The following is a 19,952-nucleotide window of genomic DNA, read 5'->3' on the forward strand; positions in this document are numbered from 1 at the left end:
TTAACACTACTTTAGATTATCATAATTTTATAGAATTGGTGATAACAATTGAGAGATACTCTCTTTAAATTTAATCCATAAGCCACGTTGGTCATAAATTTCTTGTGTTAACTTTTGTGAAACTTTCATATCATGTTCAAAGGCATTTTTAAGTAATTGAGCAATTTCATTATCATAAATAAATGCACTAACTTCAAAATTCAATGTGAAACTACGATGATCCATATTGGCTGTACCAACACTTGCAACTTCTTCATCTATGATAAGTGTCTTTGAGTGAAGGAAACCTTTTTGATATTGATAAATATTTACGCCAGCATCTAGTAAGGAAGCCACATTATTATAAGTTGCCCAATAAACAAATGGATGATCTGGCTTGTTTGGAATCATGACATTGACATCAACGCCACCTAAGGCAGCAATCTTGATTGCGTCTAAAAATGCTTGGTCCGGTATAAAATATGGAGATTGAATATAAATAGACTTCTTGGCTGAAGAAATCATTTTTAAATAACCATATTTAATTTGCTCCCACGTTTCATCTGGTCCACTAGAAGCAATCTGTACACCTATACTGCCACCAGAATCTACATCAGGGTAATATTTTTCAGCATATTTTAGATTGTCTCTTGTGGATTGCGCATTCCAATCGAGCATAAAACGTAATTGTAAGGCATTAACTGCATCACCTACAATTTTAAGATGTGTGTCTCTCCAATACCCAAACTTTTTCTTTAATCCTAAATATTCATCACCTACGTTAAATCCGCCAACATAACCGATATGTCCATCAATAATTACAATCTTTCTGTGATTTCTATTATTCATTCGAAGATTAATTAATGGCAATTTAGATGGGAAGAATGCTTCGACATGCCCACCTTTTTTACGAAAGGATTTAAAATCTTTGATAGAAAGACGTCTAGAGCCCATATCATCATAGAGCATTTTTACTTCTAATCCTTCTTCGAGCTTATATTCAAGAGCATTTAAGATGCGTTTACCAAGATTATCGTTTCTAAATATGTAATATTGGATATGAATATAATCAGTTGCATTATATATATCGTTGATTAAACTATCAAACTTTTCCTTTCCATCTGTAAATACTTGTATGTCATTATCTGTCGTTAAAAAGGCAGCGTTATTATAAAGTAACATTTGGACCATATCTTTAAATTTAACTATTTGGTGATTACCTTTTGAAAATTCATCATTTTTTAAGGCTTCCAGTTGTTCATTTACAATCATTTCAATTCCAACTTTATCTTCTTCATTTAATGAGAAAATATGCTCGCGTTGAATTTGTCTCCCAAAAAGTAAATAGATTATGAAACCTAATATAGGCAAAAGTAATAAGACTAATATCCAAGCCCATATTGAACCAGCTGATCGGCGTTCCATAAAAATGATTGTGAAAGCAAAGATAAGGTTTAAAATAAATGAACCGATTAAAATAACATTAATGATTACATTTGTATGATTAAAAGTTAAAGAAAATAAATCTATCATACTTAAACCTCCACACTTTTAAAATGTATTTTGAAAAATTAAATTCTCAATTATTGTAACATGCTTAGGAGGGTTTATCACTTGACATATACCAGATAGGGGTATAATATATTTTTGAAATGAAAATAGGAGGCGTGTAAGTATGAAAGAAACAGAAAATGCACATCATTCAGCACAGACAAAGTCTAATTTGAAATCAAGACTTAATCGTATCGAAGGTCAAGTTCGTGCGATAAATAGAATGATTGATGAAGATGTATATTGTGATGACGTACTGACTCAAATTAGAGCAACACGTTCTGCCTTAAACAGCGTTGCAACAAAGCTGTTAGATCACCATATGAAAAGTTGTATAATGGATAAAGTCAATCAAGGTGAACAAGAAGAAGCAATGGAAGAATTGCTGGTTACTTTTCAAAAGTTAATGAAAGATTAAGTGGGGGAGCTAAATTGCAAAAACAAGTTATTACAGTCGCTGATTTAAAAGATGATGCATCTATAATAAAACTAAAACAATATTTAAATAATATCGATGGCGTGAAATCAATTGAAATAAACAAATCTGAGAGTACGATAATATTAGATTTTGAAACACCTGCAAGTTTGAATAATCTGGAGAAAGCTGTATATGATTTAGGTTTTATTATTATGTAAAAATAACATAAGTTTAGTCGTTAGCAATCGTAATTAATTTGTTTTTACAGAAAATAATGAGATTATTTTTTACAACTTAACTTTAAGTTTAATAAATTATGTCTATTTTTATACTAATACCAATAATTAATTTAAAAAAATTGAATATAATGTGGTATTTGTTATATAAATGGGGTAATATGAAGTAGAAGCTTGAAAGTTAGGGGTGATGATATGAATAAGGATAACCAAAAAATTCAAAATGTAGTTAAACTATTATCATCATTAGGGGTAAACATTAAGAAGACCAAATCAAGATTTGAAGTGATGCATACTTTACCAGCTGCTGTTAAAACCGCTAACGAATTGAAATAGTCACCTATTAAAACGATTGGAGCAAAGCTCTCGTCGTTTTTTTACATTAAAAGAGGACCTCAACGCATGTGAGTGTGTTGAGGTCCTCTTTTAAATTTTTCATTAATTAAATTTTATTACGAACGAGTGACTTTTGCTCTAAATTAGGATCATATTGTTTTGGTTGGTGATACGTTATAGATAGTAAAACACCAACACCACACATAAGACTCCATAAAGAACTACCACCATAACTGATAAATGGTAAAGGTATTCCGGTAATAGGTAAAAGTTGAATAGTCATACCTATATTTTGTAAAACATGGAATAAAATTAATGCAACATATCCAATTATAAAGAGTTTGCTAAAGGGCATCTCAATGTTACTTGCTAAACGAATAAGATGGAAAATGAGCGCTAAATATACGAGCAATAAAATTACGGAGCCTATAAACCCAAATTCTTCTCCAATAACTGAAAAGATAAAATCTGTATGATTTTCAGGGATATAAACTTCACCGTGATTAAATCCTTTACCGAAAAGTTGACCAGAGCCAATCGCTTTTAGTGACTCGGTTAAATGATAACCATCTCCACTACTATAAGTATAGGGGTCCAACCATGAACTGATACGTCCAAGTTGATATGTTTTGATTCCTAATAAATTTTCTATTAATGCTGGTTTATAAATAATAGATAAAATTATAGTTGCCCCCGAAGTAAACATTGCAATAAATAGTGGTGCTAATATTTTCCATGATATGCCACTAACAATAATAACACCGACGATAATTGCACAAATGACTAAAGTTGTACCTAAATCATTTTGAAGTAAAATTAGGCCCATAGGAATAATAGAAACGCCGATTATTTTAAAAAGTAATTTGAAATCTGTTTCTATTGAACGATTAAAGGTAAATTGATTATGTTTAGATATCAATTTTGCAAGCACCAAGATTAGTACGACTTTCATAAACTCTGAAGGTTGAATGCTGATTGGTCCAAACTTGTACCAACTTTTAGCTCCATTGATAATCGGGGTAATGGGTGTTTCGGGAATGATAATAAGAATAAACAAACCAAAACAAAGCACGAAATATAATAAATAAGTATATTTCATCAATTTCTTAGGTGAAACAAGCATGATTAAACAAGCAATTATGCCACCAAAGACGTAATACAAAATTTGTCTGATACTGAAGTTGGCGCTATATTGGCCACCGCCCATAGCTGAGTGTATAATTGACACACTAATTATGGCTAATAGAGCGAGAATAGCGATTAATTTCCAGTCGATTCGACGTATCCAATGATTTTTTCTTAATTGACGTGAAGTACTACTCATTTCTTACTCCTTTAAAAAGCTAAATTTCTCTATCTATGTATCATATTTCGATTTTACCGAATTTTAAATTATTTTGCTAGAAGTAGGGGTCTCAAAATATAATTAATATAGATTTAAGAGAAATAAAACGGTAAAATATGGTGAGCAATACATTTGATGATGTTCTATTTAATAATTTGAAAAATAATCTATTATTATACCACTTAACAAATGCAAAGGACTATTAAGTCGTGATATGATGTAGTTTAAGAATTGTATATGGAGGCAAAATTATGGCTAAGGAAAATGTGTGTATCGTATACGGAGGTAAAAGTGCAGAACATGATGTTTCAATTTTGACAGCACAAAATGTCTTGAACGCAATTGATAAAGATCAGTATCAAGTAGACATTATTTATATTACAAATGATGGTGACTGGAAAAAGAAAGAAAATATCATTGATTCAATTAATGAAATAGACACTTTACGTTTATCTGATATATCTGCAGGCGAAATTTCTCAATTATTAAGCGTTGGCAGTACAGGAGAAAAATATAGCGCAGTATTTCCGTTATTACATGGACCTAACGGAGAAGACGGAACGATTCAAGGTTTATTTGAAGTACTAGATTTACCTTATGTGGGTAATGGTGTACTTGCAGCCTCAAGTTCAATGGATAAACTTGTTATGAAACAATTATTTGAACACAGAGGATTACCTCAATTACCATACGTTAGCTTTTTAAGAAGTGAATATAAAAAATATGAAAATAATATTTTAAAATTAGTGAATGATAAATTAGAATTTCCTGTATTTGTTAAACCAGCAAACTTAGGTTCAAGTGTTGGTATTAGTAAATGTAATAATGAAGCAGAATTAAAACAAGGTATTGAAGAAGCATTCCAATTTGACCGCAAACTTGTTATTGAGCAAGGTATTGATGCTAGAGAAATCGAAGTTGCTGTATTGGGTAATGATTATCCAGAAACAACATGGCCAGGTGAAGTTATTAAAGATGTAGCCTTTTACGATTATAAAGCGAAATATAAAGATGGGAAAATTAAATTAGATATTCCAGCTGATTTAGATGAGGAAGTGCAAATGACATTAAGAAATATGGCTGTAGAAGCTTTTAAAGCGACAGACTGTTCGGGTTTATTGCGTGCTGACTTCTTTGTTACTGAAGATAATCAAATTTTTATTAATGAAACAAATGCGATGCCTGGTTTTACTGCTTATAGTATGTATCCAAGTCTTTGGGAAAATATGGGTCTATCATATTCTGATTTAATTAAAAAATTAATTGAACTCGCAAAAGAAAAGCATGCTGATAAACAACAAAATAAATATAACATTGATTGAGGCGAATAAATCATGATTGAAGTTACTTTAGAACAAGTTCAAGATTGGATTCCATGTGAAATTGATAATGAATATTTAGATTATACTATTCGTGGTATAAGTATTGATTCGCGCGTTATTCACGAGAAAAATTTATTTATCCCATTTAAAGGTGACAATGTAGATGGACACAAATTTGTATCTCAAGCTTTAAAAGACGGTGCAGGTGCAGCGTTTTATCAAAAAGATATCCCACTTGATGATAAATCAATCAGCGGACCCATTATTTGGGTTGAAGATACTTTAGTTGCGTTACAACAATTAGCGAAAGCATATTTAGATTTCGTTAATCCTAAAGTAATAGCAGTTACAGGTTCAAATGGAAAAACAACGACTAAAGATATGATTGAAAGCATACTCAAACCTCAATATAAAGTTAAGAAAACACAAGGCAATTATAATAATGAAATCGGGTTACCTTTAACTATACTTGAACTAGATATTGATACAGAAATTTCTATATTAGAAATGGGTATGTCAGGATTCCATGAAATTGAAATTTTATCAAAATTAGCGACACCTGACATAGCAGTTATTACTAATATAGGTGAATCTCATATGCAGGATTTAGGTTCACGAGAAGGTATTGCACAAGCAAAATCTGAAATAGTAACTGGATTAGAAAAAAATGGTCTCTTCATATATGATGGAGATGAGCCATTACTTGAACCTCACGTAGCACAACTTGAAAATATCGAACTTATCAGTATTGGTAAAAAAGGGTCAAACACATTAGTTTGTCATATTGATTTGGTACAAGATAGTGGCATAACATTCGAACTCAATGACACGGAATATTATGATCTGCCTATATTAGGGGAACATAATATGAAAAATGCCACAATTGCAATTGCAATTGGAAAGCATTTAAATTTAAGTTATGAACAAATATTTAATAATTTAAAAGCGGTACAATTAACAGGTATGCGTATGGAACAACATCATTTACAAGATGGTACTTTAATCATTAATGATGCATACAATGCGAGTCCTACAAGTATGAAAGCGGCAATTGATACACTTTCAGGCATGGAAGGTAGAAAAATTATCGTATTAGCTGATGTATTAGAACTAGGTTCTGATAGTCAATCTATGCATGAAGCAGTTGGTCTATATCTTGAAAATAAAGCTATTAATGGATTATTTACATTTGGATCAGAAGCAAATTATATTTATCAAAGTGGACAAGCATTTGTGAACAATGCACAACATTTTACAAATAAAGAAGAATTAATTGCTGAATTAAAAGCATTTATGAAACCAAAAGATAAAATTTTGGTTAAAGGATCAAGAGGTATGAAATTAGAAGAAGTAGTCGAAGCTTTAAAATAGTATATTTTAACATTAGCAATATGCTTTAAGCATTAGCAAAAATTGTATTCATAATTATTTATACTGACTAACCGATGCATGATAGCATCGGTTAGTTTATTTTTATTTTTAGAACAACTTATTAAATATTGAAAATGATATTTATAGTTAAAATTTTTTAAATTCACAAGCGATGATGTATATGAATATTTTGATGAAAATTAAGAAATTGGGTTTGAATGTAAATTGTTTAACAACTTTTTTTAGAAAGAAAAATTTGTTAAGCATCAAATAAATCAAACGCTTACAACCTATATTTTACAACATTTTTAAAAATGCATTATTTATTTTTATGAGTTGATTAGCTTCTATATTGAAATTTGGTTTATTGCGATTATGTACTTGAGGTGGTACTATTAAGAAGTTGAAGAAACTTAAGTGAACATATATGTATTGAAATACAGATAAATAAAGGAGAATTATATTGCAAAATTTTAAAGAATTAGGGATCTCGGATAAGGTAGTTGAAACCCTAGAAGCGATCGGGTTTACAGAGGCAACACCTATACAAGCAGATAGTATCCCTCTTGCCTTAGAAGGTAAAGACGTTCTTGGACAAGCACAAACAGGTACAGGAAAAACAGGTGCGTTTGGTATTCCATTAATCGAAAAAGTAATGGGTAAAGAAGGCGTCCAAGCTTTAATCCTTGCGCCAACTAGAGAGTTAGCGATGCAAGTAGCAGAATCAATTAAAGAATTTAGTAAAGGACTTAATGTCCAAGTAGTTACCGTATTTGGTGGTATGCCAATCGATCGCCAAATTAAAGCGTTGAAAAAAGGACCTCAAATCGTTGTAGGTACACCAGGACGAGTAATTGATCATTTAAATCGTCGTACATTAAAAACAAATGATATTCATACACTTATTTTAGATGAAGCGGATGAAATGATGAACATGGGCTTTATAGATGATATGAAATTTATCATGGACAAAATCCCAGCTTCACAACGTCAAACAATGCTGTTTTCTGCAACAATGCCTAAAGCAATTCAAACATTGGTACAACAATTTATGAAATCACCATCTATTGTTAAGACAATGAATAATGAAAATTCAAATCCTCAAATTGAAGAATTTTATACAATCGTTAAAGAATTAGAAAAATTTGATACATTTACGAATTTCTTAGATGTACATCAACCTGAACTTGCAATTGTCTTCGGTCGTACAAAACGTCGTGTTGATGAGTTGACAAGTGCTTTAATTTCTAAAGGTTACAAAGCTGAAGGATTACATGGTGATATCACTCAGGCAAAACGTTTAGAAGTACTTAAAAAATTCAAAAATGATCAATTAGATATCTTAGTAGCAACAGATGTTGCAGCAAGAGGACTTGATATTTCTGGCGTAAGTCATGTTTATAACTTTGACATTCCACAAGATACTGAAAGTTATACGCATAGAATTGGACGTACAGGCCGTGCTGGTAAAGAAGGTATTGCGATTACATTTGTTAACCCAATTGAAATGGATTATATTCGCCAAATTGAACAAGCTAACAAACGTCAAATGCAAGCATTAAGACCACCACATCGTAAAGAAGTATTAAAAGCTCGTGAAAGTGATATTAAAGGTAAAGTCGAAAAATGGATGTCACGTGATAGCGAACCTCGCTTAGAACGCATTGCTTCTGAATTGATTGACGAATATAGCGATGTGAATTTAGTTGCAGCGTTATTACAAGAATTAGTGGAGTCTAATGATGATGTAGATGTACAATTAACATTTGAAAAACCACTTTCTCGTAAAAATAGACAAAGCAAAGGCCCTAAACGTGGTAACAACAACAAGCGTGGAAATAAATTTGATAACAAAAATCGTCGTTCAAAAGGCGGTTATAGCAAAAAGAAAAATGATAGATCAAATGATAGATCAAACGATAGAAACAACAACAAAAAATCAATGAAAGGTCGCACATTTGCCGACCACAAGAAATAAAAAATAATATAACATGATCATATATGAACTTTAGGTTTAATCATCCCATTTTTTGGGATGATTTTTTTGTGCTTATTTTGAATAGTTATGTTAATAAAACGAGGCACATTAAATCATTTTAACAATACTTTATAAATTTAATTTTTACTAAATTGTATATGATTGCTATGTTATAATTAATCGAAAACAACATAAAAGGAGTGTAAAAATGCCGGAGTTACTTCGATTTGAACGTAGTCCAAAAAAAGCGATGATGTATTATTTTCTGCTCGAAGGATTATCATTTATGATAAGTTTAATTGTATTCATTGCACTTATTTTTTTATGGGGACATTTTAACTGGTGGCACTTTTTAGTCTACGTATTCATAGGTTTATTATTAGTGAACTTAATTTATGCACTAATAGTGCCGTGGATTAAATATAGATTTTCGTTTTACAAAATTAACCACCGACACGTTGAAATTAAACGATATTTTTACAATAAATCATTAAAACTGATTAAGTTGGAACGTATTCAGTTTATTAAAACATCGAGTAATCCTTTACTTAAAAAATGGGGACTCGTTAAGGTTATGATAATAACTGCTGGGCACGAATTAGAGTTTCCTTTAATGAAACAAAGTGATGCTGATAATTTTGAAAAATTAGCATTAGATTATTTAAAAGGAGTGGATTCTGATGTATAACCCACAAAAACTTCATCCCATTTCTTATATAACAGGTATTATTCAAGCATTAAAAGAGAATATTATTCTCATATTTATATTCCTCATATTTAATTTAAGAGACTTTGAATTCAATGATTTTAAATCATACATATATCCAGGTATTGTTGCTATTATATTTTTAATTTCGTTTTTATACCGTGCAGTAAAAGTTTATAATACACGTTATTGGATTGAAAATGAGCACTTTATTTTGGATACTGGGGTATTTACTAAAGAAAGAAAAGAACTAAATATTAGAAGAATACAATCCATGGATACTTCACAAAGCATAATTAATCAAATTGTAGGTGGAGTAAAAATTCAAATTAAAACACCAAGCGATGGTATTGATTTAGAAACTGTATCTAAAAATCAAAGCTTATTAATACAACAAGCATTGAAAGAAGCGCAAAACACTCTACTAACAGTTGAAACCAAGGATAATCATGATGAAAATATTAGCATTGATAATAAAAAACAACCATTAATAGAGAACCATTTATATAAACTGTCTTTCAAAGAATTATTATTAATGGCAATGACTAGTGGTGCAATTGGTGTTGCATTTGCAGCAGTATCACCAATCATAGGCGCCTTTTCAGACAAGCTACCATGGCATTGGTTAACAGATGAATTGGCCAACATCTCTCAGGCAATATTTGTCATCGTATTGATGATGATCGGTATAGTGCTTTTAATAAGTTATATAATTGGTACTGTTATTGTCATAATTAAAAACTTTAATTATACAGTTGTAGAAAGTGATAATCAATTGAGTATTCGTTATGGTTTGTTCAATATTAAAAATATATCTGTACCAATTGAAAGGGTTCAAGGCGTTGTTGAGCGGCAATCTTTTATTAGAAGTATTTTTGGCTTTACGGCTATTCATTTTATAATTACGAGTGATATGCATGATTTTGATAAAGATGATGATTCTTTAGATGGAAATATTACAGTTCTACCATTCATAAAAAAACAGAAGGCATATACAATTATTAAAAGCTTAATGCCTAATATGAAATTCAATAAAGTGAAAGAAGGTATGCCGTGGAGTGGTTACCATAGGTATTTTTGGATTCAATCTGTTATTTTATTGTTAGTATCAATTGTTGTCGCATATTATTGGCAAATATGGCCAGTTTATCTTGCGATTTTTATTGTTCTGTTATTAGCCATTCATAGTTTAATTGTTATAAAAAAATCAGGCTATGTACTTGAAGGTGATGAATTGGCGATTAAAAATACAAAACTATTCGGTTTTAAAACAACTTATTTTAAGCACGATAAATTATTGGGATTAGAACTGAAAAAGAACCCATTTTTAGATAAAAAAGATTTAATTAATTTTCATTTTATTATTGCCAAAGCAGCAGGAAATCAGGAAATAGGCTTACGTTATCTCGAACAACAGAAAGTCGAACATTTAAAAGCGTGGTACTTAAGAGGTGATGAAAATGGAAGAATATAAACAAATGGCGACACGTGGGAAAAAAGCTATTCGCTTGAATTATTGTTTATGGTTTTGTGCTTATATTATAATTTCAATCGCTATCTTTGTAATGAACAAATTATGGTTAAATTGGTTACATGAATCCACAAATTTATATCTTTTGATAATTCTAATTTCATTATCTGTCTTATACTTATTATATGGGGTTATTTTATTACCGATGTTATACTTTAAATTATTTAAATATAAAATTGATAAACATGAAGTAGTTATAATTAAAGGTATTTGGTCTATTAAAAAAATAACGCTACCTTTATTTAGAATCCAAAATGTGGATACACATAGAGGTATGTTAATGAGAAAATATAATCTATCTACGATAACACTATCTACAGCAGGTGGTAACGAAAGAATTAAGCTTATAGATGATATGGAAGCTGAAAATATTAAAAAAAGAATTAAGTATCAAACTGAAGATGATAATACTTTGGAATAATAAGTGAATTAAGGTGATATGAATGATACATGGTATAGGCATTGATTTAATTGAAATTGATAGAATTACAAAATTATATGAGCATCAAAGCAAACTTGTTGAGCGTGTTCTAACAGAAAATGAACAAAAAAGATTTCATAGTTTTAAACATAAACCACGACAAATGGAATTTTTAGCTGGACGTTTTGCATGTAAAGAGGCATTCAGTAAAGCCCTTGGTACCGGATTAGGTAAAAAGATTGCACTGAATGAAATTGATTGTGTGAATGATGAAAATGGTAAACCCGTGATTCAATATGATGGTTTTATAGTGCATGTAAGTATAACACATACGGAACATTATGCGATGAGTCAAGTGATTTTAGAAAATTTATAATATCGATGTTTTTGAATTGGCTATCTCATCATACTTGTTATAAAATTAATTTACTATATATAGATATTTTTTATTTTATCAAAATAGGAGGTAAATGCTTTATGTCCGAAAAGTATTATAGATCAACTTATGTGAATGTTGATTTAAATGCAATAGTTTCAAATTTTCAAGTATTTCAAAAATTACATCCCACTAAAACAGTAATCCCAGTTATAAAAGCAAATGGTTATGGTTTAGGTAGTTTACCGATAGCCAGACATCTTATGCGTAACGGTGCAGAATTTTTTGCTGTTGCTACATTAGATGAAGCGATTGAACTTCGCATGCATGGAATTAAAGCTAAATTACTTGTTTTAGGTGTTATCCCAACTGCAGATATAAATAAAGCATTACAACATCGTGTTGCAGTCACAGTCCCTTCTAAAGCATGGTTAACTGAAGTTATTAAAAATATTCCTGAAGAAAATGTTAAAGACCAATGGTTCCATATTAAAGTAGATACTGGTATGGGCAGGTTAGGTGTGAAAGACGTTTCAGAATATCAAGAAATTATAGATATTATAGAAAAAGAAGAGCATTTAGTGTTTGAAGGCGTGTTTACACATTTTGCATGTGCTGATGAGCCTGGAGATTCCATGAATAAACAACAAAATTTATTTGAAGAAATTGTTAATCAAGCTACTAAACCGGCCTACATTCATTCACAAAATTCTGCTGGGTCATTGATGAAAGATACACAATTTTGTAATGCAGTTAGAGTGGGGATTTCGCTGTATGGATATTACCCTTCTAATTATGTAAAAGAAAATGTGAAAGTGCATTTAAAACCAAGTGCACAATGGATCAGTGAAGTTGTACAAAGGAAGTTACTTCAGCCTGGAGATTCAGTTAGCTATGGAAGTAAATATACAGCTAGTGAAGCAACACATATTGCTATCATACCTGTTGGTTATGCAGATGGTTATCCAAGATTGATGTCAGGAGCATATGTAAACGTAAACGGACATCAATGTGAAGTGATAGGAAAAGTATGTATGGATCAAATTATAATTAAAGTTCCAGAAGAAATTAAAATAGGTGATAAAGTGATATTAATGGATCATCATGTAGATTCACCACAAGCAGCAGAAAACTTGGCACGACAACAACATACAATAAATTATGAAGTACTTTGTAACTTAAATAGAAGACTTCCACGTATATATTATGGGGCTGAAGTCGTAGAAATAAATAATGAATTACTAAAATAGTATAGTCACTGTATTTAAAATTTGTTATTATATATCTAACAAGAAAACATAATATATTCTATTTTAGTCACATGGAGGTCTTTATTCATGGTAAGTATCACGCAAAGCAGAAACCATAATAGCATTGAACAACTACTGAAAGAAGGTTATTCTCAAATGGCCGATTTAAACCTCTCCCTTGCAGCAGAAGCTTTTCCATTCGAATGTGAAGCTTGTGATTGCAATGAAATTTATATCAGCTCTAAGAATAACAATGAATGATGAGAAGAGGAGACGTCTATTTAGCTGATTTGTCACCGGTTCAAGGGTCTGAACAAGGGGGAATTAGACCTGTAGTTATCATCCAAAATGATACTGGTAATAAATATAGTCCTACCGTAATTGTTGCTGCAATTACTGGTAGGATAAATAAAGCTAAAATACCTACACATGTAGAAATAGAAAAAAGTAAGTATAAACTTGATAAAGACTCTGTAATTTTGCTTGAGCAAATCAGAACTTTAGACAAGAAGAGATTGAAGGAGAAGTTAACATACCTTTCAGAGGAAAAGATGAAAGAAGTTAACAATGCCATTGATATTAGCTTAGGCTTACATAATGTACGAAATCAAAAATCCTAGTTTTAAAAAGTTTATTAAATAAGTCAACAAAATAATGAATTATAGACATCTAGTCTCTATAGAATGCAATAAACACTTAATTGTAATGATAAATGTAATCCACAAGATTGCATATGTAAATTATTGTAGATATGACTTATAAATAGGATGTCAAAGTTTAAAAGCTTTAGGTTATCCTAAAGCTTTTTTAATACTTATTTATAAATAAAATATTAAAAAATAAACTGATATATTTGTGATATTTTAATCAGATGATTTATAATTATAAATTAAATGATAATGTATTTAAGAACGATACATACATAAATACTTTTTAGCTGTGTTAAAAGTCCATGTATGCGATTTATATTTGCATTTTGAGGAGGAATTACCACGTGGAAGAATTCAAAAATCAATATAAAGCGCTAATTGATGAGAGTTTACATACAACAGATAGCACTGAATTATTAAAAAAGACGGAAGTCTTCACAAATGAAATCATAAAGAAGGATCTTTTGCCTGAAGACATTGTCCAAATTCATAAAGACTATGTGAAAAAGTTGGAATTAAATGAAACTCAAATTTTTGAAACATTCAATGTGCTTAAAGAAGTTGTAAGAGGATTTGGATATAATTATCGAGATTATCAAAGACTCGTTGATCGATTACAATATCATGATAAAGAGATTGATTTAGCATCGAGATTGCAACAAACTATGTTAAAGACAGATATACCTCAATTTGACAGTATCCAAATCGGGGTGATTTCCGTAGCTGCCCAAAAGGTAAGTGGCGATTATTTTAACTTGATTGATCATAAAGATGGAACGATGAGCTTTGCGGTAGCAGATGTTATTGGTAAAGGTATTCCAGCAGCACTTGCTATGAGTATGATTAAGTTTGGAATGGATTCGTATGGTCATTCTCAATTACCAAGTGATGGACTTAAACGATTAAACCGAGTAGTTGAAAAAAATGTTAACCAAAATATGTTTGTAACTATGTTTTACGGTTTATATGAAGAATTAAATCATTTGTTGTATTGTAGTTCAGCTGGACATGAACCAGGATACATATATAGAGCAGAATCAGAAGAATTTGAAGAAATTAGTGTACGAGGTCGCGTATTAGGCGTAAATCAGCAAACGAGATATAAACAACAGGAAATTCCAATATACTTAGATGATTTAGTAATCATATTTACAGATGGTGTAACTGAAGTACGAAATGAAGCAGGCGATTTTATTGATACAGAAATCCTTTTGAATATGATTCACAAATACAAACATATGCATCCTCAAGATATTGTTCAATTATTATATGAAGCGATTTTAAAGGTTCAAAAACCAGAGAAAAGAGACGATTTAACTATTTTAATTATCAAAAGAGTTAATTAGTTTTGACTCGTTAGGTTAGTTTTGAATTTAGAGGGTATAAAAGTTAGGAATTAGACTATAATTAGGAGTGTAATGTTATGAATCTTAATATTGAAACAGTAACTCATGATACATATTATGAGGTGAAAGTTGGAGGAGAACTAGACGTTTATACTGTTCCAGAATTAGAAGAAGTCTTAGTGCCGATGCGACAAGAAGGAACTCATGATATACATGTCAATTTGGAAAATGTGAGTTATATGGATTCAACTGGATTAGGATTATTCGTTGGAACTTTAAAAGCATTGAACCAACATGATAAAGAATTATATATTTTAGGTGTTTCAGATCGTATAAGCAGACTTTTTGATATCACTGGTTTGAAAGATTTGATGCATGTTAATGAAGGAACGGAGGTTGAATAACGTGCAACAAAAACAAGATTATATTGAAATGCGCTTACCAGCATCTGCAGAGTATGTGAGTTTGATACGATTAACATTATCTGGAGTATTTTCAAGAGCTGGCGCATCATATGACGATATCGAAGACGCAAAAATAGCCGTAAGCGAAGCTGTAACAAATGCAGTAAAGCATGCATATAAAGATAATCCTGAAAATATAGGTATGATTAATCTATGTTTCGAAATCTTTGATGACAAAATTAAAATTGTAATTTCAGATCAAGGAGATAGTTTCGATTACGAAGAAACAAAAGAAAAATTAGGGCCGTATAAAGAAGACGAGAACATTGATTTCTTAAGAGAAGGTGGTCTGGGTCTATTTTTAATTGAATCTTTAATGGATGAAGTTACAGTTGATAAACAATCAGGCGTAACAATCAGTATGATAAAGTATATTAAAAAAGAGCAGGTGCGAAATAATGGCGAAAGAGTCGAAATCAGTTAATGATGTATCACCTGAACAAATAAACCAATGGATTAAAGAACAACAAAATAATGAAGAAACAGATGCACAAGATAAACTGGTTAAACATTATAGGAAGTTGATTGAATCCTTGGCATATAAATATTCAAAAGGTCAATCTCATCATGAAGACCTTGTTCAGGTTGGTATGGTTGGTTTAATCGGGGCAATTAATCGTTTTGACTTATCATTTGATAGAAAATTCGAAGCCTTTTTAGTTCCAACAGTTATTGGTGAGATAAAGCGTTATTTACGTGATAAAACATGGAGTGTACATGTGCCTAGAAGAATTAAAGAGATAGGGCCGCGTATTAAAAAAGTGAGCGATGAATTGACAAATGAATTGGAGCGCTCACCTTCAATTGAAGAAATAGCAGATCGATTAGAAGTTAATGAGGAAGAAGTCCTTGAAGCTATGGAAATGGGTCAAAGTTATAATGCATTAAGTGTAGACCATTCTATAGAAGCTGATAAAGACGGATCAACAGTTACACTGTTAGATATTATGGGTCAACAAGATGATAATTATGATCTAACAGAAAAACGAATGATATTAGAGAAGATACTTCCTATATTATCCGAAAGAGAAAGACAAATAATACAATGCACATTTATTGAAGGGCTTAGTCAAAAAGAAACAGGAGAGAGAATTGGTTTAAGCCAAATGCATGTTTCTAGACTACAAAGGACTGCAATAAAAAAATTGCAAGATGCCGCTAATAAATAATTTTTAAATAAAGAGACAGTCACCTTAAAATTAGGACAACTGTCTCTTTTTTTGTGTAATTTACATATTTAAACAAACAATTTCAAATGCAAACAATCTTAGCGTGAATGAGGATATGTTAAAATGAATGAAAGAGAAAAATAAGTAACAACTGGAGGATATTATGGATAGCAATTTAATTCAGTCTATTAAAGAAAAATACCAATTTTCAACACAACAAATTAATGCTGTGTTGACATTATTAGAAGATAAAAATACTGTGCCATTTATTGCACGATATCGAAAAGAGCAAACAGGTGGTTTAGACGAAGTAGAGATAAAACAAATTGATGATGAATATCAATATATGGTTAATCTTCAAAAAAGAAAAGAAGAAGTAATCAATAATATTAGTGAGCAAGGTTTGTTAACCGAAGACCTAAAAGAAGATATTTTAAAACAAAGTAAATTACAACGTGTGGAAGATCTTTATAGACCTTATAAGCAAAAGAAAAAAACTAGAGCAACAGAAGCAAAGAGAAAAGGTCTTGAACCATTGGCGATTTGGTTAAAACAGCCAAAACTTAATGAATCAATTGAAACTAAAGCAGCGCAATTTGTAAATGATGAAGTAAAAGATGTGAACACTGCGCTTCAAGGTGCACAAGATATTATAGCTGAAATGATATCGGATGAACCGAAATATAGAAAGAAAATACTTAAAGATACATATATGGCCGGGCAAATAGTTACGCAGAAAAAGAAAAATGCAGAAGATGAAAAAGAAATATTTAGTATGTACTATGATTATACAGAACCTATTAAAAAAATTGCCAATCATAGAGTATTAGCCGTTAATAGAGGGGAAAAAGAAAAAATATTATCGGTTAAAATCGTTATAGATACTGCAGGTATAGAAAATTATATACGTAAATATGAATCGCAACATGAACATGAGGGTGCAGAGTTAATTAATGAAGCGATTAAAGATAGTTTGAAAAGATTAATTATGCCATCCATTGAAAGAGAAATCAGAGGAGATTTAACCGAAAAGGCTGAATTACATGCGATAGATGTATTTAGCGAAAATTTACGAAATTTATTATTGCAACCACCGATGCAAGGAAAACAAATTTTGGGTGTCGATCCTGCTTTTAGAACAGGATGTAAATTAGCTGTTATAAATCCATTTGGTACATTTATAGCTAAAGGTGTTATGTATCCGCATCCCCCAATAAATAAAAAAGAAGCTGCAGAAAAAATATTCCTTCAATTTGTAAATGACTATGATGTAGAATTAATAGCTATTGGAAATGGTACGGCAAGTCGTGAAACTGAACAATTTGTTGCGAATATGATTCAAACACATAAATTAAATGTACAATTTATCATTGTTAATGAAGCGGGTGCATCAGTTTATTCAGCATCCGAAGTAGCTCGCGCTGAATTCCCAGATTTCCAAGTAGAAGAAAGAAGTGCAGTATCTATCGGTAGAAGAGTGCAAGATCCATTAAGTGAATTGGTTAAAATTGATCCTAAATCAATTGGTGTTGGACAATATCAACATGATGTAAACCAGAAAATGTTAGAAGGCGCATTAACATTTGTCGTTGAAACTGCAGTTAACCAAGTAGGAGTAGATGTAAATACAGCATCTAAATCATTATTACAATACGTTTCGGGACTTTCTGCAACAATTGCACAAAACATAATTGATTATCGTGAAGAAAACGGTGCTATAAAACACAATAAAGAAATCGCTAAAGTAAAAAGATTAGGTGCAAAAACTTTCGAACAAAGTATAGGCTTCTTAAGAATAGTAGAAGGGACAGAACCCTTAGATAATACATCGATTCACCCGGAAAGTTATGATGCAACTTATAAGTTATTGAATGAACTTGAATTAACAGTAACTGACTTAGGAACAGAGCATTTAAAAAAAGCATTAGATAAGATTAATGTTGAGAAAATTGCAGAGAGGTTAAATATAGGTATTCCAACATTAGAAGATATCATAAAATCATTAATTGCGCCTAACCGTGATCCACGTGATGCATTTGAAACGCCGATTTTAAAGTCTGATGTACTGTCTATAGAAGATTTATCAAAAAATATGAAATTAAGTGGAACGGTCAGAAATGTAGTTGATTTCGGTGCTTTTGTCGATATTGGTGTTAAACAAGATGGATTAGTACATGTTTCTAAGCTTTCAAAGAAATTTGTGAAAAATCCTATGGATATTGTAAGTGTCGGTGATATTGTAGATGTTTGGATACTTGATATTGATGAGAAAAAAGGAAAGGTATCATTAACAATGATTGATCCAGTTGAATAATAATGAGTTACAGCAATTAACTGAATCTATATCAAAAAGTTTGTTCAATAAACCATTTAAACACAAAGCCTATTTTAACAATAGGTTGAGAACTACAGGTGGACGTTATTTACTTAAATCACATAATATAGAAATAAATAATAAGCAATATAAATTTTATGGGAAAGAAGCGGTTGTCGAAATAATCAAACACGAACTTTGTCATTATCATCTACATTTAGAAGGTAAAGGTTATCAACATAGAGATAAAGATTTTAAATCTTTAAGTAAACTGACAGGCGCCCCAAGATACTGTACTCCAATTGAAACATATGAAGAAAGAGTTAATCATATTTATAAATGCAACAACTGTGGAAAACAATTTAAGAGAATACGAAAAGTGAACATACGAAAAATGGTATGTGGTTACTGTAATGGAAATTTATCAGAGTCCATTGATTAATTAAGCAGTTAAAGCTATAAGAATTTTGAAAATGGATTTTAAAATAAAGCCTATAAATGAGTTTTAACTCATTTATAGGCTTTTATGATTTAAATATTATAAGTTATAAATTCATTTTATATACACCGGAGTATTAAAAATTGAGATTTATCAAGTAATATTCAGCTATGAATTGCTAAAATCAAAGATGTTATTAGTATACATTGATATTAAAAAGCGAGATGTATAGTATATCATGTGAAATTACTCTATTTTCTATTTTGAAAGTATTGACGATAATTTAAATATGTTATAAGATATAAAACGTTGCGAAAATAATAAGTAACAACATTAATAAACCTTAAACATTGTTAATTTAATTTTAAAAAGTTGTTGACAGATGATTACAAATAGATTACAATAATATTTGTAACTTTACAGAGAACCGTTTTGCCAAGCGGTCGTGGCGGAATGGCAGACGCGCTAGGTTGAGGGCCTAGTGGGAGTAATCCCGTGGAGGTTCAAATCCTCTCGGCCGCATCAAAAACTTTTAATAAAATAATAATGCGGGTGTAGTTTAATGGCAAAACCTCAGCCTTCCAAGCTGATGTTGTGGGTTCGATTCCCATCACCCGCTCCAAATACAATAAATGAACATTGAAAACTGAATTGCAATATGTCAACGTTAATTCCGAACACAACGATAATTCGTTGGTTCAAAAACGTGTTAATGATAACACAAATTAGTATTTTATGAGCTAATCAAAC

Annotated in this window: 21 protein-coding genes and 2 tRNA genes; 21 read left to right on the plus strand and 2 right to left on the minus strand. The window is 30.8% G+C overall.

Annotated elements, in window-relative coordinates:
* Nucleotides 1-27: 27 nt before the first annotated feature.
* Nucleotides 28-1,512 carry a cardiolipin synthase gene (gene cls, locus MHZ36_RS12090; RefSeq protein WP_239231939.1) on the minus strand — a complete coding sequence of 495 codons (1,485 nt, stop codon included), beginning with the start codon at nt 1,510-1,512 and terminating at the stop codon, nt 28-30.
* Between the two features lie 142 nt (nt 1,513-1,654).
* Here cls and csoR point away from each other — a divergent pair, with 142 nt between their 5' ends.
* From csoR to MHZ36_RS12105, 3 genes are all read left to right on the plus strand, one after another.
* Nucleotides 1,655-1,948 carry a copper-sensing transcriptional repressor CsoR gene (gene csoR, locus MHZ36_RS12095; protein ID WP_239231941.1) on the plus strand — a complete coding sequence of 98 codons (294 nt, stop codon included), beginning with the start codon at nt 1,655-1,657 and terminating at the stop codon, nt 1,946-1,948.
* Nucleotides 1,949-1,962: 14 nt separating this feature from the next.
* Complete coding sequence (locus MHZ36_RS12100) at nt 1,963-2,166, plus strand: heavy-metal-associated domain-containing protein (RefSeq protein WP_239231942.1); 204 nt, start codon at nt 1,963-1,965, stop codon at nt 2,164-2,166.
* Between the two features lie 213 nt (nt 2,167-2,379).
* Nucleotides 2,380-2,520: an Lmo0850 family protein gene (locus tag MHZ36_RS12105; protein ID WP_239231944.1), complete on the plus strand. Its 141-nt coding sequence runs from the start codon at nt 2,380-2,382 to the stop codon at nt 2,518-2,520.
* Nucleotides 2,521-2,626: 106 nt separating this feature from the next.
* Here MHZ36_RS12105 and MHZ36_RS12110 read toward each other — a convergent pair whose 3' ends face one another.
* Nucleotides 2,627-3,844 carry an FtsW/RodA/SpoVE family cell cycle protein gene (locus MHZ36_RS12110; protein WP_239231945.1) on the minus strand — a complete coding sequence of 406 codons (1,218 nt, stop codon included), beginning with the start codon at nt 3,842-3,844 and terminating at the stop codon, nt 2,627-2,629.
* A gap of 272 nt (nt 3,845-4,116) precedes the next feature.
* On the opposite strand from MHZ36_RS12110, the gene MHZ36_RS12115 reads away from it, so the two are divergent.
* From MHZ36_RS12115 to MHZ36_RS12200, 18 genes are all read left to right on the plus strand, one after another.
* On the plus strand, nt 4,117-5,187 hold the full coding sequence (locus MHZ36_RS12115; RefSeq protein ID WP_239231946.1) for a D-alanine--D-alanine ligase: 1,071 nt from the start codon (nt 4,117-4,119) through the stop codon (nt 5,185-5,187).
* Between the two features lie 12 nt (nt 5,188-5,199).
* Nucleotides 5,200-6,558 carry a UDP-N-acetylmuramoyl-tripeptide--D-alanyl-D-alanine ligase gene (locus MHZ36_RS12120; RefSeq protein WP_239231947.1) on the plus strand — a complete coding sequence of 453 codons (1,359 nt, stop codon included), beginning with the start codon at nt 5,200-5,202 and terminating at the stop codon, nt 6,556-6,558.
* 463 nt (nt 6,559-7,021) lie between these two features.
* Entirely contained in the window at nt 7,022-8,536 is a 1,515-nt protein-coding gene (gene cshA, locus MHZ36_RS12125) for a degradosome RNA helicase CshA (protein WP_239231948.1), read from the plus strand.
* Nucleotides 8,537-8,744: 208 nt separating this feature from the next.
* Nucleotides 8,745-9,224, plus strand: a complete 480-nt coding sequence (locus MHZ36_RS12130) for a PH domain-containing protein (protein ID WP_239231949.1) — start codon at nt 8,745-8,747, stop codon at nt 9,222-9,224.
* A complete protein-coding gene (locus MHZ36_RS12135; RefSeq protein ID WP_239231950.1) occupies nt 9,217-10,716 on the plus strand; it encodes a PH domain-containing protein in 1,500 nt (499 codons plus the stop codon). The genes MHZ36_RS12130 and MHZ36_RS12135 overlap by 8 nt, the downstream gene beginning before the upstream one ends.
* Nucleotides 10,703-11,194: a PH domain-containing protein gene (locus MHZ36_RS12140; protein ID WP_239231951.1), complete on the plus strand. Its 492-nt coding sequence runs from the start codon at nt 10,703-10,705 to the stop codon at nt 11,192-11,194. The genes MHZ36_RS12135 and MHZ36_RS12140 overlap by 14 nt, the downstream gene beginning before the upstream one ends.
* A 22-nt stretch (nt 11,195-11,216) precedes the next feature.
* Entirely contained in the window at nt 11,217-11,570 is a 354-nt protein-coding gene (gene acpS / locus MHZ36_RS12145; RefSeq protein WP_239231952.1) for a holo-ACP synthase, read from the plus strand.
* Nucleotides 11,571-11,671: 101 nt separating this feature from the next.
* A complete protein-coding gene (gene alr, locus MHZ36_RS12150; protein WP_239231954.1) occupies nt 11,672-12,820 on the plus strand; it encodes an alanine racemase in 1,149 nt (382 codons plus the stop codon).
* 87 nt (nt 12,821-12,907) lie between these two features.
* Nucleotides 12,908-13,081 carry a type II toxin-antitoxin system antitoxin MazE gene (gene mazE, locus MHZ36_RS12155; protein ID WP_042739510.1) on the plus strand — a complete coding sequence of 58 codons (174 nt, stop codon included), beginning with the start codon at nt 12,908-12,910 and terminating at the stop codon, nt 13,079-13,081.
* A complete protein-coding gene (locus MHZ36_RS12160; RefSeq protein ID WP_239231956.1) occupies nt 13,078-13,440 on the plus strand; it encodes a type II toxin-antitoxin system PemK/MazF family toxin in 363 nt (120 codons plus the stop codon). The genes mazE and MHZ36_RS12160 overlap by 4 nt, the downstream gene beginning before the upstream one ends.
* Nucleotides 13,441-13,814: 374 nt before the next feature.
* A complete protein-coding gene (locus MHZ36_RS12165) occupies nt 13,815-14,816 on the plus strand; it encodes a SpoIIE family protein phosphatase (RefSeq protein WP_239231957.1) in 1,002 nt (333 codons plus the stop codon).
* A gap of 77 nt (nt 14,817-14,893) precedes the next feature.
* Nucleotides 14,894-15,220, plus strand: coding sequence for an anti-sigma factor antagonist (locus tag MHZ36_RS12170; RefSeq protein ID WP_042739507.1), 327 nt, complete (start codon nt 14,894-14,896; stop codon nt 15,218-15,220).
* Between the two features lies 1 nt (nt 15,221).
* Nucleotides 15,222-15,704: an anti-sigma B factor RsbW gene (gene rsbW, locus MHZ36_RS12175; RefSeq protein WP_239231958.1), complete on the plus strand. Its 483-nt coding sequence runs from the start codon at nt 15,222-15,224 to the stop codon at nt 15,702-15,704.
* Nucleotides 15,679-16,449, plus strand: a complete 771-nt coding sequence (sigB, locus tag MHZ36_RS12180) for an RNA polymerase sigma factor SigB (protein ID WP_239231959.1) — start codon at nt 15,679-15,681, stop codon at nt 16,447-16,449. Before rsbW ends, sigB begins: the two co-directional genes overlap by 26 nt.
* Before the next feature lie 163 nt (nt 16,450-16,612).
* Complete coding sequence (locus MHZ36_RS12185) at nt 16,613-18,763, plus strand: Tex family protein (RefSeq protein ID WP_239231960.1); 2,151 nt, start codon at nt 16,613-16,615, stop codon at nt 18,761-18,763.
* On the plus strand, nt 18,756-19,205 hold the full coding sequence (locus tag MHZ36_RS12190) for a SprT family protein (protein ID WP_239231961.1): 450 nt from the start codon (nt 18,756-18,758) through the stop codon (nt 19,203-19,205). Before MHZ36_RS12185 ends, MHZ36_RS12190 begins: the two co-directional genes overlap by 8 nt.
* 436 nt (nt 19,206-19,641) lie before the next feature.
* A tRNA-Leu gene (locus MHZ36_RS12195) sits at nt 19,642-19,724 on the plus strand.
* 26 nt (nt 19,725-19,750) lie between these two features.
* Nucleotides 19,751-19,824: transfer RNA gene (locus MHZ36_RS12200), tRNA-Gly, on the plus strand.
* Nucleotides 19,825-19,952 lie beyond the last annotated feature (128 nt).

It is taken from the genome of Staphylococcus sp. ACRSN (assembly GCF_022346615.1).
Classification (GTDB): domain Bacteria; phylum Bacillota; class Bacilli; order Staphylococcales; family Staphylococcaceae; genus Staphylococcus.